The organism is Fervidobacterium sp. (genome assembly GCF_059913585.1).
The window spans coordinates 39,180-53,524 of the sequence record NZ_DBOLZL010000022.1; the positions used below are offsets into that span (position 1 = coordinate 39,180).

At 38.5% G+C, this 14,345-nt stretch carries 14 protein-coding genes; 9 read left to right on the forward strand and 5 right to left on the reverse strand.

The genetic code is table 11. From position 1 onward, the window contains the following. Positions 1-35 precede the first annotated feature (35 nt). From AC3M61_RS07780 to AC3M61_RS07810, 7 genes are all read left to right on the forward strand, one after another. A complete protein-coding gene (locus tag AC3M61_RS07780; RefSeq protein ID WP_500780304.1) occupies positions 36-1,100 on the forward strand; it encodes a lysylphosphatidylglycerol synthase transmembrane domain-containing protein in 1,065 nt (354 codons plus the stop codon). Then, the gene (locus tag AC3M61_RS07785; protein WP_500780305.1) at positions 1,045-1,557 is read left to right on the forward strand and encodes a metallophosphoesterase; all 513 of its coding nucleotides are present in this window, start codon (positions 1,045-1,047) and stop codon (positions 1,555-1,557) included. Before AC3M61_RS07780 ends, AC3M61_RS07785 begins: the two co-directional genes overlap by 56 nt. Continuing rightward, positions 1,538-2,221 carry a ComF family protein gene (locus AC3M61_RS07790; RefSeq protein ID WP_500780306.1) on the forward strand — a complete coding sequence of 228 codons (684 nt, stop codon included), beginning with the start codon at positions 1,538-1,540 and terminating at the stop codon, positions 2,219-2,221. The genes AC3M61_RS07785 and AC3M61_RS07790 overlap by 20 nt, the downstream gene beginning before the upstream one ends. A 33-nt stretch (positions 2,222-2,254) precedes the next feature. Then, on the forward strand, positions 2,255-2,515 hold the full coding sequence (locus tag AC3M61_RS07795; RefSeq protein WP_014451204.1) for a hypothetical protein: 261 nt from the start codon (positions 2,255-2,257) through the stop codon (positions 2,513-2,515). Positions 2,516-2,624: 109 nt separating this feature from the next. Beyond that, positions 2,625-3,884, forward strand: a complete 1,260-nt coding sequence (locus AC3M61_RS07800) for an ABC transporter substrate-binding protein (protein ID WP_500780307.1) — start codon at positions 2,625-2,627, stop codon at positions 3,882-3,884. 86 nt (positions 3,885-3,970) lie between these two features. Then, a complete protein-coding gene (locus AC3M61_RS07805; RefSeq protein WP_500780308.1) occupies positions 3,971-4,885 on the forward strand; it encodes an ABC transporter ATP-binding protein in 915 nt (304 codons plus the stop codon). Continuing rightward, positions 4,886-5,686, forward strand: a complete 801-nt coding sequence (locus tag AC3M61_RS07810) for an ABC transporter permease subunit (protein WP_500780309.1) — start codon at positions 4,886-4,888, stop codon at positions 5,684-5,686. It begins immediately after the preceding gene. A gap of 65 nt (positions 5,687-5,751) precedes the next feature. On the opposite strand, the gene AC3M61_RS07815 is transcribed toward AC3M61_RS07810, so the two are convergent. The 5 genes from AC3M61_RS07815 to uvrC form a co-directional block, all read right to left on the reverse strand. Next, a complete protein-coding gene (locus tag AC3M61_RS07815; protein ID WP_500780310.1) occupies positions 5,752-6,939 on the reverse strand; it encodes an ABC transporter ATP-binding protein in 1,188 nt (395 codons plus the stop codon). Continuing rightward, positions 6,936-7,955 carry an ABC transporter ATP-binding protein gene (locus AC3M61_RS07820; RefSeq protein WP_500780311.1) on the reverse strand — a complete coding sequence of 340 codons (1,020 nt, stop codon included), beginning with the start codon at positions 7,953-7,955 and terminating at the stop codon, positions 6,936-6,938. The genes AC3M61_RS07815 and AC3M61_RS07820 overlap by 4 nt, the downstream gene beginning before the upstream one ends. Before the next feature lie 27 nt (positions 7,956-7,982). After that, positions 7,983-8,897, reverse strand: coding sequence for an ABC transporter permease (locus AC3M61_RS07825; protein WP_500780443.1), 915 nt, complete (start codon positions 8,895-8,897; stop codon positions 7,983-7,985). 41 nt (positions 8,898-8,938) lie between these two features. Further along, entirely contained in the window at positions 8,939-9,976 is a 1,038-nt protein-coding gene (locus AC3M61_RS07830; protein ID WP_500780312.1) for an ABC transporter permease, read from the reverse strand. A gap of 137 nt (positions 9,977-10,113) precedes the next feature. Continuing rightward, the gene (uvrC, locus tag AC3M61_RS07835; RefSeq protein ID WP_500780313.1) at positions 10,114-11,805 is read right to left on the reverse strand and encodes an excinuclease ABC subunit UvrC; all 1,692 of its coding nucleotides are present in this window, start codon (positions 11,803-11,805) and stop codon (positions 10,114-10,116) included. A 209-nt stretch (positions 11,806-12,014) separates the two neighbouring features. Between uvrC and pyrG the strand changes: the two genes are divergently transcribed. Together pyrG and AC3M61_RS07845 are read left to right on the forward strand one after the other, a co-directional pair. Beyond that, the gene (gene pyrG / locus AC3M61_RS07840) at positions 12,015-13,592 is read left to right on the forward strand and encodes a CTP synthase (RefSeq protein WP_500780314.1); all 1,578 of its coding nucleotides are present in this window, start codon (positions 12,015-12,017) and stop codon (positions 13,590-13,592) included. Next, complete coding sequence (locus AC3M61_RS07845) at positions 13,589-14,320, forward strand: histidinol-phosphatase HisJ family protein (protein WP_500780315.1); 732 nt, start codon at positions 13,589-13,591, stop codon at positions 14,318-14,320. The genes pyrG and AC3M61_RS07845 overlap by 4 nt, the downstream gene beginning before the upstream one ends. The last annotated feature ends 25 nt before the right edge of the window (positions 14,321-14,345 follow it).

A 14,345-nucleotide genomic window follows, 5' to 3' on the forward strand; every position in this document is an offset into this window, starting at 1 on the left:
GTAAATCATAATATTATTCTCAGGGGGAGATTTCCTTGGATATAAAGAAGATTGTAAAAAACGTACTCATAGCTTTAGTAATAGGGTTAGCAATAGTGAATATCATAGGCATATTTTTTGCAAAACAGAACCCTATAACAGCGCTCAAGAGCTATCCATTCAAAGCCATAATAGTTTTAATCCTACTAATGTTCTCAGATTACAGTTCTCAAGCTATCCGAACAATGATTGTCGTGCGTAGCTTGGGTTACAAAATAAACTTTTTCCAATCACTTGAAAACTTCTTCTTTACGGTTTTCTTTTCTCTCGTGACTCCTATGTCTATAGGTGGTCAGCCATTTCAGATATACCATCTTACAAAATTAGGGATTCCCTCTCATGAAGCTACAAACATCTCCCTGACCAGAATGTTCGAAAGTGTTTTTATAACATTTACAATCGACATCATAATGTTGAAAACTATACTTAGAGTTCTTAATGGAACCCTTGGTTTATCAGTTATTATGTTGGGATTCTTTGTTACGCTTGGAATAACAATAGCCGGCCTTTTAACGTTCACCAACAGAGACTTACTTTTCGTTGTCTTCAAATTCTTTTCCCGAATAACGAAGTCAAAAAAACTTGAGGAAAGAGAAAAAAAGGCTTTAGAATGGCTCGATATGATGACAAAATCAACAAAAGAGCTCTTCCGCAAGAACTATTGGACCTTGATTGTTGATTTCATCCTGGGCTTACTAATATCTTTAATTCCGTCTTTTATGATTAAGTATGCAATTGAAATTGTAAGTACCAAAAATGTTTCATTATCTGTTGTCTGGGGTGCAGTCAACATGCTCAACACTATTGTCTTTTATATCCCAACTCCAGGTTCAAGCGGTGGTGTTGAAGGGTTTTACCAATTGGTTTTCTCTCACATTTATGAACCGAAAGCTGTGATGATAGGAATATTTGTGTTTAGGCTTGTAACATACTATCTTATCGTTTTACTTGGAATATTCCTTATGTGGAAATTTGCAGGGTTCAGAGAGGAGGTTTCGCATGTCGATGGAATTGAACAAGGAAATGAACAAGCACAATCAACTGTGGATGATAATAAGTGATTCGCATGATAACATACCTAAAATCAGGAAATTCATGGAAGTTGTTAAACAAAGAGAAATCACACATGTATTCCATTTAGGGGACATTGTTTCACCTTTTATGGCTCCGCATTTTCTTTTTGAAGGGGTTAAGTTCATAGGAATATTTGGTAATAACGATGGAGAGAAATTGTTCTTAATGCAAAAATTTCAAAACAAACTGCACAACCAACCATATGAAATAGAAGAGTCTGGTTTTAGAATCTTCCTGATGCACGAACCGTATGCGCTGGTGCCTGCTATAAAATCTCAGCTTTACGATTTCGTTTTTTACGGCCATACGCATCAAATTGATATCAGAAAAGAAGGTCGTACATTGGTAATCAATCCTGGCGAATCTTGCGGTTATCTCACAGGGAGAGCTACCGCTGTGATTCTTAACCCCGAAACATGTGATTATGAAATCATTGAAATTTAACAGCGAGTTGTCAAAACTATTCAAACATTTTGAGAACGCATTTGAGAATGTATTAAACCTAACGACGGACACAGAATGCGTGGTGTGTGGTTCGCAAAGTTTTGGTAAAAGACTTTGCAAAGATTGTGCTTTTGTAATTGATGGTCCCCCCGCAATAACGACACGAAAAGTAGGTCCCTACGAAGTTCATTACTTTGGATTTTATGAAGATAAGCTCAGGGAATTCATCTTAGCTTATAAATTCAAAAACCATCATTCGCTTGCAAAAACTTTTGGCGAAATGCTATATAAAACAGTTGTAGTAAATAACATACCAGTTGAAATGATAACATACGTTCCGGCGACAAAAAGGGCCAAGAAAAAGCGTGGATACGACCATATGAGACTTGTTGCTGTTGAACTTTCAAAACGATTACAAAAACCGATGATAGACGCGCTAAAAGCCGTTCGCGAAACGGACCAGCTGTTAACAAAAGACAGGGCAGAAGCTGTTAAGGGAAAGTTCACTTTAAGAAAGGAAGCGAAACTTTTAGAAGGCAAGAGAATACTTCTAATTGATGACGTTTTGACAACTGGTAATACTATGTTAGAGGCTGTAAGGATACTGAAAAGTGCAAAACCTGATGGTATAAGTTGTTGCGTGATAGCTTTAAATAAAGGTTGATAAAGTTTTGCATGGAATAGGGAGGGAAAATGCATGGATAACATTCAAAACAATCAAGAGGTATACATTACCGAAAATACGAGTTTCGAAGAAATTGCAGAATATTTTCCATACTTAATACAGCCTTTACTTGAAAAAGGTATTAAGGTGATAGTCTGTGGAGATGTGAAATGGGGAACAATAGGAGAAGAATTAGAGAGATTAGGTTTGAAAAAAGAAGAAATTTTAAGGGAATTGAACGAAATTGCTAAGAAACAAGGAGGACCTGTGCGTTCTTTCAAATTGGACATATAAAAAAACTTAATGAATCTCGGAGTGTTTAGTGGTATAATATTATGCTACGACATATGGATTTATGAATTCTCCCAAGGTCTTACTAATCACACAGTAGGAGGTGTAAGGTATGAAGAAGATTCTTTTAACACTCTTATTAGTTCTCTCGGTGACTTTCTTTGCTGCAACTAAGGTTGTTTTTTGGCATGCTATGGGCGGTGGACACGGTGAAACATTGAACCAGATTGTCAAAGCTTTCAACGAGTCTCACCCAGACATTGTTGTTGAAGCAGTTTACATTGGAAACTACAACGCATTACAACAAAAATTGCTTGCAGGTGCTCAAGCAGGGCAATTACCAACCATTTCTCAAGCATACGCAAACTGGACGGCAAAGTTGCTACAAAGCAAGATTGTAGAACCACTTAACAAATACATAAACGACCCAAAAATAGGAATAACAAAAGAAGAATGGGAAGATGTTTTCAAAGCATTCAGAGACAATTGTACATGGGGTAACACTGTATACGCTGTTCCATTCAACAAGAGTCTTTACATCATGTACTACAACGCAACAGCACTCTCTGCGGCAGGTATAAGCGCGCCAAAATCAATTAACGAACTCCTGTATGCTGCAAAAGCACTTACGAAAGACAAGAACAAAGACGGAAAACCAGATGTCTACGGTTTTGCATTCAGAACAACAGTTGATACATTCCAAATTTTCCTCATGATGCGAGGTGGAGAAATCGTCAAGAAAGATAAGAGCGGTAGATATGTATCGGCAATCGATTCTCCAGAAACAAGGGAAGTACTCTCGTTCTTCAAAAAACTACTTGACGATAAAGTTGCCTTCGCTCAGGGTGGTTACCTCAACGATATCTTTGGTCAAGGCACTGTTCTCATGTACATAGACACAATAGCTGGAAGAACTTACGTTGAACGGTCGACAAAAGGTAAATTCCAGTGGTCGTGGGCACCAGTTCCGGTTTGGAAGACAAGAAATGTTCCATTCGCCGGAACAGATATAATTATGTTCTCCACAGCAAAAGAAGATGAAAAACGAGCTGCTTGGGAATTCATGAAATACCTTATTTCTCCAGAAGTCACAGCTTACTGGGCTGTCAACACAGGTTATCTGCCAGTTAGAAAATCTGCACTTCAAACAACGATTTGGAAGCAAGCAGCAAAAGCTGACCCACTCATTGAAATACCATTGCAGCAAATCGATAATGCAAAAATGGATCCACAACTTTCTGTATGGACCGAAATCAGAAACATTGTGAGCACAATGTTTAATGACTTCATAAACGGAAAAGTCGATATGGAAACAGCTATAAAGAGGGCAGATGCAGAAATTAAGAAATATCTGGCTGAAGAATACAAATAATTTTGTGAAGTTCAATATCCTTGAGAATCTTCGAATCCCCCTCGCAAGAGGGGGATTTTAGCTTCTAATTGAGAGAGGTGAGTTACGTGCTTTTGAAAGTTTCTAGTTTGACTAAGTATTATAATGGGAAGCTTGGAGTAGAAGACATTAATTTGTATGTCTCAGAAGGTGAAATAGTAGGATTCGTTGGTCCGAATGGTGCTGGGAAAACAACAACAATCCGTACAATGATGGGTTTTCTAAAACCAGATGCTGGAATAATTGAAATCTTAGGTCAGCGAGCTGATAGAAAAAGTTTTAAGGATATTCTCGAAAGTGTAGGCTACGTGCCTGGAGAAGTGAATTATTATGCCAACGAAAGAGTTGAGAAAATAATCGAATTTTACAAAGGATTTTACAACGATTTTGATGAACATTATTGCGAAGAGCTATGCAGAAAGTTCGATTTACCACTTAAAAAGAGGTTTGAGGAGTTATCAAGTGGAAATAAGAAAAAGGTTGCAATAATTCAAGCTCTTGCACACAAACCCAAACTTGTAATAATGGATGAACCGACCAACGGACTTGATCCATTTGTTCAAAAAGTGCTTTACAAAACACTTAAGGAATTGAGAGAAAATAGTGTTGGAATTCTCTTGTCTTCGCACATTCTAAGCGAAGTACAAAAACTTTGCGACAGAGTAATTTTCATTAAGGAGGGGCATATAATAGAACCAAGAAGTTTTGAACGAGATTTGAAAAAGATAGAGATAATACTTAACGACAACTCAAAGGGTAATCTTAAAAAAGTTATAAATGAGCTCTCTGAGGTTGTTGAGTTGAAGGAGGAAAATGGAAAAGTAGTTCTATTCATGAAATGGAATGTCGAGAAATTTAAGAGGCTCATTGAAACGATAGAATTTGAAGACATAACGATAGAGGACCTATCACTTGAAGATGTGTTTGACGAACTTTACAAACCCGCTGATGTGTCAACAACAAAAGCCAATGAGGTGATGTAGATGCTGATTTTTAAATGGGAATTTAGAAGGAACTTAAAATCACTCTTCGTTTGGCTTGTTTTTATAGTAGGCATCCAATTCATGTATTCTGCGCTCTTTCCTAGCTTTGCCGGAGAAGGTGGATTATTCAGCTCAAAAATGCAGTTGCTCCCGAAAGTTTTTCTGAAGATATTTGGCATCGAAGAGATTGACTTTAGTAACATAATACATTTTTTTGCTATGCAAGGTCAAATATGGATATTCTTATTTGCAACTTTTTATGTAATGCGACTTGCGTCTTCGATAATCGTAAAGGAGGAAGACGAAAAAACTGTTGAATTTGTCCTAAGCAAACCTCTTTCCAGAAGGCAATACATTCTCGAAAAGATTCTTCTGGTAACTGTGAATATGATTATATACGACTTCGCTATAGCGTTCGCACTGCTTTATATGTTCAATACGTACAAGGTAAAACCATTTGATATGAGACAGTTCTGGTATATTGTATTTGCGTATATAGCAGTTCACATCTCTATGGCTTTAATTGGAATTATTTCTTCTGCTGTTGCACGCAAACGAGCAACAGCCGATACAATAACACTCTTTTTCTTAGGTTTCTTCTACATACTTAGCTTGATAGCGAGGGTTTACGAAAATTACGCTTATTTAAAGAACCTAACCCCATTTGGTATCTTTGATCCTGCCGATATAATTAAGACTAATTCTTTCAATTACAAAGCCTTTGTCTTCGTTATTCTTTTATACTTTGCAGGCACTATTTTCTCAATTCTATATTATGAGGGAAAGGATATATATGCTTAATGAAAAAAACAATGTAGTAAAGTAAAAAAACCGACCGTCTTCGCTTGACGGTCGGTTTTTAATTATTATAAGCTTCCAGGGAAGTGACATGCAACGAAGTGATCAGGCTTAACTTCTCTTAATTCTGGTTTTTCCTTTGAACAAATTGGTTTTGCCACCGGACATCTTGGGTGGAACGGACAACCACTTGGCGGGTTAACCGGGCTTGGAACATCGCCTTGAAGAATTATCCTTTGTTTTTTGTACTCCGGATTTGGCACTGGAATTGCGCTCATCAACGCCTTTGTGTAAGGATGCAATGGCTCGTCAAACAGTTCTTTTTTCGGCGCGGTTTCAACAACCTTACCTAGATACATAACAACAACCCTACTTGAAATGTATTTAATAAGTGACAAGTCATGTGAAATGAATAAATACGTTAAGTCATGCTCTTTTTGCAAGTCCATCATCAGGTTTATAACTTGCGACCTAATTGAGACATCAAGTGCTGCAACTGCTTCGTCGGCAATTATAAGTTTCGGGTTCATCAAAAGTGCTCTTGCGATACCTATTCTCTGCCTCTGTCCACCAGAAAATTCATGTGGGAATCTGTACATGTGAGTGGGGTGTATTCCAACTTCCTGTAATGCCTTCCCAACGGTATCTATTACCTGTTTTTTCTCAATCATCTTGTGGGCTAGTGGTCCTTCCGCAAGTATATTCTTAACCCTCATCCTTGGGTTTAAGGAACTGTATGGATCCTGGAAAACTATTTGAACCTCACGTCTGAATGCCAATCGCTTGGACTGTAAATCTCCAGTTAAGTATTCGAGAAGACCATCTTCACCTTTTTTTGTGAATATATCATAGTATTTTCTATCAATATCATCTTTTGGAACAAATCCGGATTCTTTGAATCTTTCTATATACGTCTTCCTAACGTATTTCTTAGCCTTCCATGTTGGAAGGAAGTAGTGCGTAGTATCTTCACCCTCTACAATTATTCTTCCTGACGTTGGCTCATATAGTCTTAAGAGCGTCATACCAACGGTGGTTTTTCCACATCCGGATTCACCAACAAGACCTACTGTCTCACCCTTGTATACTTCAAAACTCACTCCATCTACAGCCTTAACCCATGCTACAATGCGTTTGAAAACCCCAGCTCGAATAGGAAAGTATTTGACAAGGTTGTCTATACGCAAGAGAACTTCTCGCTCAGGTTTAGTCGTATTATTGTTTGTTTGAGTGACAGCTTGTCTGTTTTCCATCATGCGCCTTCACCAGCCTTAAGTATCCTCTGAGCTTCTTCTAATTTATGATAGAAGAAACACCTTGAATAATGCCCTGGTTCAACCTCTACAAGCTCAGGCATCTCGATTGTACATCTTTCTTCCTTAAAGTCACACCTGTTACTGAATCGACAACCCGGTGGGAAGTGCAATGGGTCTGGAACCATTCCTGGGATACTGTAAAGTCTTTCTTGCTCAACATCAAGCCTTGGAATGGAATTCAAAAGTCCCCATGTGTATGGATGCTTGGGCTTCTTAAAGAGAGTCTTCACATCCGTGGTCTCCATGACCTTTCCACCGTACATAACAACAACTCTGTCTGCATTTTCGGCAATCACGCCAACGTCGTGAGTAATGAGAATAATTGCCATACCGTATTCTTGTTGAAGTTCTTTCATAAGCTCAAGTATTTGAGCTTGGATAGTAACATCTAAAGCTGTTGTTGGTTCGTCGGCAATCAAGAGCTTTGGCCTACAGGAAAGAGCCATGGCTATCATGGCCCTTTGCCTCATACCACCAGACAATTCATGTGGGTACTCATCCACACGTTTTTCCGGTTCGGGAATTCCAACTTTTCTTAACATATCAATTGCCATCTGCCTTGCTGTCTTCTTATCGACATCCTGGTGGAGCAAAATAGCTTCCATTATTTGTTCGCCTACTGTGAAAACTGGGTTCAGTGCTACCATCGGTTCTTGGAATATCATAGCAATTTCGTTGCCTCTGATTTTTCTCATTTCATCTTCGCTCAGTTCTAATAAGTTTTTACCGTTGAATATTATCTGGCTACCCTCTTCTATTCGTCCTTTAGGGTCAAGTAGTCTCATTATGGCAAGGGAGGTAACACTCTTACCACTTCCAGATTCACCTACTATTCCAAGGGTTTCACCCTCGTAAACGTCAAAATCAACACCATCGACTGCTTTGACAACACCATCTTCTGTATAGAAATACGTTCTTAAATTCCTTACACTCAAGAGTGGTTGCTTTTTTTCCAATTTATTCACCTCCAGCCATTTCAACCGTTATTTCAATCTTGGGTCAAAGACGTCTCTTAAGGCATCACCAACAAGGTTCCAGGCAAGAACGAATAAGACCATAGCCATACCTGGATAAAAGACCGCATACCAATACGTAAATGCTGACCCGCTTGTTCCAAGTATCCAGTTCCTTGTGAAGTTGAGCATCGAACCCCAGTCAGCATATCCTAGAGGCGCACCAAGTCCCAAGAACGAAAGACCTGCTGCAGTAATAACAAGAGAACCCATACGCATTGATGCTTGAATGAGAACTGGGAATATAGTGTTCGGCAGGATGTGTCTTATTATAATGAAGAAGTCCTTAACTCCAAGTGCCTTAGCAGCTAAAACAAATTGCTCTTCTTTGACTTGAAGAATATTAGCTCTTATAAGCCTGGCAGCACCCATCCAACCAAATACAGTCATCGCAATCATAACCTTGTCAAGACCGTTACCTAAGATTGTGGTCAACACCATTGCTGCCAAAAGGAATGGAATGGACATAAAGGTATCCGTGATTCTCATAAGTATTTCATCAATCCATCCACCGTAATAACCAGCAATTGAACCGATTATTATACCGAAAATCGTGGAGAGTATAGTAACAGTCAAGCCTATATAGAATGCCGTCCTTGTGCCCCACACAACTCCGTAAAAAATGTCTCTTCCTTGTATCATACCAAACGGATGTTCACGTGATGGTGGAACAGGTTCCGAGCTCCATGTAATGATTGGCATAATGTAAGGATTATCTAATTTCATCGGTTTTCCTTCATCATCGAGCATCATCGGATTCAATGGCTTTGCGATAACTGGTGCGAATATAGCCACGAGGATGAAAAATATAAGAAGCGAAAAACCAAGAATAGCAGAAGGATTCCTAAATATCTTCCTCAAAACTCGCCTGAATTCTGTGTTCATCCTTGTTGTTGTTACGCCTTCGCTCATCTTATGGCACCTCCTTAACCAAGTCTGACACGTGGATCGAATACTGCGTATAGTATATCAATGATGAGGTTACCGAGCACTAAGATTATGGAATAGAACAGAGTAGTTCCTAACACTGTAGCATAATCAAGTTGAACGGCAGCTTCTGCAGCTAATCTTCCTATACCTGTTCTGTTGAATATAACCTCGATTATAACGGTACCCGAGAGCAAGCCTATTACCATAGCACCTGCAACTGTTACAACTGGAATCATCGCATTTCTCTTTGCATGCTTATGTATGACATCTTTTTCAGGAACTCCTTTTGCCCTTGCAGTTCTCACGTATTCTTTCGAAAGAACTTCAAGCATGCTTGACCTTGTGATTCTCAACAAGTATGCCCACCAGAGGAATGAAAGTGTTATGACCGGTCCTATTATATGCCTGAGTGCATCCCAGAAAACATCAAGCCTTCCGTTAATAAGAGCATCAATTGTAAGAAGGTGCGTGACTTTTAAGTATTGGGGTGACTTGACAATTTCTTCAGCCCATTGTGAAAGGTTTCCCGGAGGGAACCAACCAAGCACTGAATAAAAGACCATGAGCACGAGCAATCCAAAAACGAAGTCTGGGAAAGACCATCCAATAATTGCAATAATCCTAATGAAATGGTCTAGGAACTTATCGCGTTTAACTGCTGCAGTCACACCAAGCCATATACCTACACCGACGACTGGGAATAATGCGTACAAAGCGAGTTCAAGTGTATACGGGAATCTGCCCCAAATCGCTTTTAAAACAGGTTCTTTTCCAACCTGCGACCAACCAAGGTCACCTCTGAGTGCGTTGAATAACCATCTACCATACCTCTCAACAAAAGGTTTGTTCAAACCGTACTTTTCCTTCAAAGCATCCAACTCGGCTGGGGTTAACTTATCAAATACGTTTGGGTTAACGTATGAAGCAAGAAGCTTATCTGGACCCAGTATTTGGAAGAGCGAGAAGATAATCAGTGACACACCCAACACGATGAGTGGTAACAAGAGCAACCTCCTGATAATAAACGTAGTCAACTACATCCACCTCCCGAAGTATATTTTGACACAATTAAAGTAAACTTATTCTCCTCTAAACAAACGTAACATTGCTTGTTTATTCACGCATAAATTATAACACCTATGAACAATTTATCAACTTGCTTAATATGAATTTAACTGTCTTTCAGATAAAATAGTTCGTTTAATAAACTTTCTGTAGCCTTTTTCCCAATTAATTGTTCAATTTCTTCCCTTGACGCTTTTTTCAATTCTTCAACCGAAGAGTAACGCTCAAGTAATATTCTCTTTCTCTTAGGACCTATCCACTTTATTTCATCTAAAAAACTCCTCAGGGACCTCTTAGTTGCCAACTGTCTTGCAAACGTATTGGCAACTCTGTGTGTTTCGTCTCTGAGCTTTACTAACAATCTCAAAACAGGATGCTCATAACTTAGACTTACGTTCCCGTGCCTCGTTACAACCACTTCCTCTTCCTTGGCCAAGCCGATAACATCGCACTTTCTACCTATGGCTTCTAACGCTTCGTATGCTGCATTAACTTGTCCGATGCCCCCATCAACAAAAATAAGGTCAGGTAATTCATGTTTAGTATATCTTCTTTTTATAAGCATCCTTATACTCTCATAATCATCCAAAATGTCCCCCAGTTTATATCTTCTATACTCGTCTCTTTTGACTTCTCCATTTTCGAAAACTATAAGCGAAGCAACAGTATTTTTGCCAGAAGTGTGAGATATGTCAATGCCTTCTATCCGATAAGGCACTCTGCTCAATCCTAATAATTCCTTCATCTGCCTAAGGATAGCCTTGTTGGAAAGTATAAGTCCAATTTCGTAATTTAGATTCTCAATCGCCTTGTCAAGTAATTGAGAATAGAGTGTGTCTTTCTGGGATGGAACTACGAATTCTATTCCAAGCATTTTGGATAGTTTTGTTAACGCTTTAGTTTTGTGTTCAACTAAAACAATCGTTGGCAGTTCAGAACCTTTCGATACATAAAACTGTTCTACAAAATCTTCAAGTGTGCCTTCAAATTCGTAGAGTAATTTACCAATCAGATAACCTGACCGTATTCTCAAGACTAAGTAAGTATTGCTCTTACCAACTATCACATCTAAATTGACTTGCTCAGGTAAGACCACACCTTGTGCTTCCATAACTTTGCTGAAATTTAGCAATATATCTCTATACTTTGCTGCGTTTTCAAAATCTAACAATCTTGCATGTTGTTCCATTTTGGTTTTGACATATGCGACAACATCAGAAAAGTTTCCGCTAAGCACTGTTTTTAGCTTTTGCAACCTTTCGTTATATTCTTCAACACTTTCCTCACCAACACATACCCCAGAGCAAAGTCCAAGATGGTAATCCATACAAGGTTTCTTTATCGATGTTAACTCTCTTCTACATGTTCGAAATTTGTAAACTTTTCTAAGCACTTCGAAAAGTTGCCGAGTAAAAGCAACGTTCGTGTATGGACCATAAAAACTCCCTGTTCCTTTGCGCGAACGGACAATCTCTAAATAAGGAACTTCGTCATCACTTATGCGTATGTAAGGATACACTTGTGTATCTTTTAGCATAGCGTTGTATTTTGGTTTATGTTCAAAAATCAAATTGGCTTCAAGGATTAGAGCTTCCTTTTCGTTTGAAACTAGGATAACTTCCAAATTATCCGCTTCCTCTACTATTAGCTTACTCTTTCCTGTGGTTGCTCTAAAATGTGATGTTAATCTTTTCTTTAGGTCCTTTGCCTTGCCAATGTAGATATATTCGGTGCCCTTTTTAAATAAATACACTCCAGCTTTGTGAGGGATATCATTTAGTATATCTGGATTAACCATACCGAGTCTCTCACCCCTGCGTAAAGAAAACATCTTTTGGTTATATTATACTACCTTATACTACCTTACGCTACCATTTGTACGAGGTTCTATATTCAACGCAAAAGTTAACTAAAGTTAATGAGTTTTTCGTTGAAGAAAAAACTATTTGAGAGTAAACTTAACATGAATTGGCAAAACAGCTATACGTTTTTCGTGGGGGTGTAATAATGCCTGAAAAGTACATAGTAGTAACTGGTGGTGTTTTGAGCGGTATTGGAAAGGGAATATTCTCTGCATCACTTGCGAGACTCTTAAAAGAAGTTGGGGTTGATATAAATGTGTTAAAAATAGACCCTTATTTAAATGTTGATGCAGGAACGATGAACCCGAATCAGCACGGAGAAGTTTTTGTCACCGACGATGGTTACGAAGCAGACCTTGACCTCGGGCATTATGAAAGATTCTTAGGTGTTAGTATGTCAAGAAGAAACAACATCACAGCAGGGCAGATATATTCAACGATAATCCAACGCGAACGCGAGGGAAAATATCTTGGTTCCACCGTTCAGGTTGTTCCACATGTTACTTCTGAGATAAAAGAGCGAATTACATCGATGCCAGGGAAAGTGCTTTCAATCGAAATAGGAGGAACTGTTGGAGACATAGAAGGTGAGGTATTTCTTGAAGCAGTTAGAGAACTTGCATTTGAAAAGAACAGAAATGATTTCCTATTTATTCACGTTACTTATGTGCCTTATTTGAGAGTTACTAACGAATTTAAAACAAAACCAACACAGCAATCTGTTCAGTTGCTGCGAAAAATAGGTATTCAGCCGGATGTTATTGTAGTCAGAAGTGAAATGCCAATAGATTCCCAAAGCCTTTACAAAATAGCACTTTTCAGTGGTGTTCCAAGAGACATGGTCATAAATTTGCCTGATGTTGGAAATGTTTACCAAATTCCGGAAACACTCTACGAAGCTGGGGTTCACAAACTTGTTGCCAATCGACTTAACATTCAAATCGAAGAGAAGCCATTAGGCTGGTCATATCCAAAGTCATTTAAACCCTACAGAATAGCACTAGTTGGTAAATATCTTGGAACTGACGATGCTTACAAGAGTATCATTGAATCTATTTTCCTTTCCGGTGTTCAAAAACCAGTTGTTATAGATGCGCAGGAACTTGAGGAATTGGACGATGAAGGTGTTGCACAAAAGCTTTCAAGTTTCGATGCACTGATAATCCCCGGTGGATTTGGCAAGCGTGGAATTGAAGGTAAGATAAAAGCAATAAAATATGCGAGAGAGAACAAAAAGCCCATCCTTGGTATATGCCTTGGAATGCAACTTATGGTCATAGAATTTGCAAGAAACGTTTTCAATTTGAAAGGTGCCAATTCAACTGAATTTGATGTTGAAACTCCTTATCCTGTTGTAAATATGATGGAAGAGCAAAAGAAAATCATGAACCTCGGTGGCACAATGAGACTCGGTGCTCAAAAGATGCAGGTTCTTAAAGGGACAAAGCTTTATAGTATTTACGGACAAGAAGAGGTTTACGAAAGACATAGACATAGATACGAGGCAGATACCGTTAACTTTGGGTTTATGTACAAATTCCCAGGAGAAGAGGGTTATAAACTAACAATATCCGGAAAGTCTGAATTTCTCGAAGCTATTGAACTAGATGACCACCCGTTCTTTGTTGGTATCCAGTATCATCCTGAATACAAATCAAAAGTTGGAGCACCGCATTCACTATTTACCGCTTTAATAAAGGCAATAGAGGAGGTTAACAGGTGAGCGCAAAAAGTAAAACTCTGATAGCAGATTATCATATTCATAGTAGATACTCTCCCGATTCTGAGTCTGAAATTGAAGACATCATCGAAACTGCTCGAGAAAAGGGAATAAAGCACATAATAATTACAGACCACTATGAGCTTGCTGATGAACACGCAAATATCATAGACGTTGATACTTATCGTTCTGAAATGGAAAAATACTCACTTCCAGTGGGAGTCGAACTCGGTTGGGATGGGTTAAAAGAACTAAAAGTTGATACAAAGAAATTTGACTACGTTTTGCTTTCTCATCACTATGTAGAAGACCCAATTACTCAAGAAAGTTACAAAAATTATCTTCTTCGTTTGCTTGATATAATAAAAAGATTCGATGAGTACCATGCACTCGCGCACCTTGATTTCCCACGAAGATATCAAAAAAACAAAGAACCGTTCTCTGTGGAATTATACGATATTATCAGTGAAATAATGAAGATACTTATCAAAAACGGCAAAATGCTAGAGGTAAACACTGCTGCTATTGAAATTTACGGAGAACCTAACCCTTCCATCGAACTTTTGAAGCTTTACAAATCTCTTGGAGGCAGGAATATAACAATTGGGTCTGACGCACATTCATTGGAACAGATAGGAAGAGGTATTGAGAGAGGTATTGAAATACTCAAAGAATTAGGTTACAATTATATCTTAGTGTTCGATGCTGAATGGCGGGAAGTAAGGATTTAATAAAGTGAATAATCAGATACATCAC

Excerpts from the sequence above, each read along its gene's own strand:
- AC3M61_RS07815 (WP_500780310.1), bottom strand. The coding sequence starts at position 6,939 with ATGATGGAAAACAGACAAGCTGTCACTCAAACAAACAATAATACGACT.
- AC3M61_RS07790 (WP_500780306.1), top strand. The coding sequence starts at position 1,538 with ATGAAATCATTGAAATTTAACAGCGAGTTGTCAAAACTATTCAAACAT.
- AC3M61_RS07795 (WP_014451204.1), top strand. The coding sequence starts at position 2,255 with ATGGATAACATTCAAAACAATCAAGAGGTATACATTACCGAAAATACG.
- pyrG (WP_500780314.1), top strand. The coding sequence starts at position 12,015 with ATGCCTGAAAAGTACATAGTAGTAACTGGTGGTGTTTTGAGCGGTATT.
- AC3M61_RS07810 (WP_500780309.1), top strand. The coding sequence starts at position 4,886 with ATGCTGATTTTTAAATGGGAATTTAGAAGGAACTTAAAATCACTCTTC.
- uvrC (WP_500780313.1), bottom strand. The coding sequence starts at position 11,805 with ATGGTTAATCCAGATATACTAAATGATATCCCTCACAAAGCTGGAGTG.
- AC3M61_RS07800 (WP_500780307.1), top strand. The coding sequence starts at position 2,625 with ATGAAGAAGATTCTTTTAACACTCTTATTAGTTCTCTCGGTGACTTTC.
- AC3M61_RS07825 (WP_500780443.1), bottom strand. The coding sequence starts at position 8,897 with ATGAACACAGAATTCAGGCGAGTTTTGAGGAAGATATTTAGGAATCCT.
- AC3M61_RS07785 (WP_500780305.1), top strand. The coding sequence starts at position 1,045 with ATGGAATTGAACAAGGAAATGAACAAGCACAATCAACTGTGGATGATA.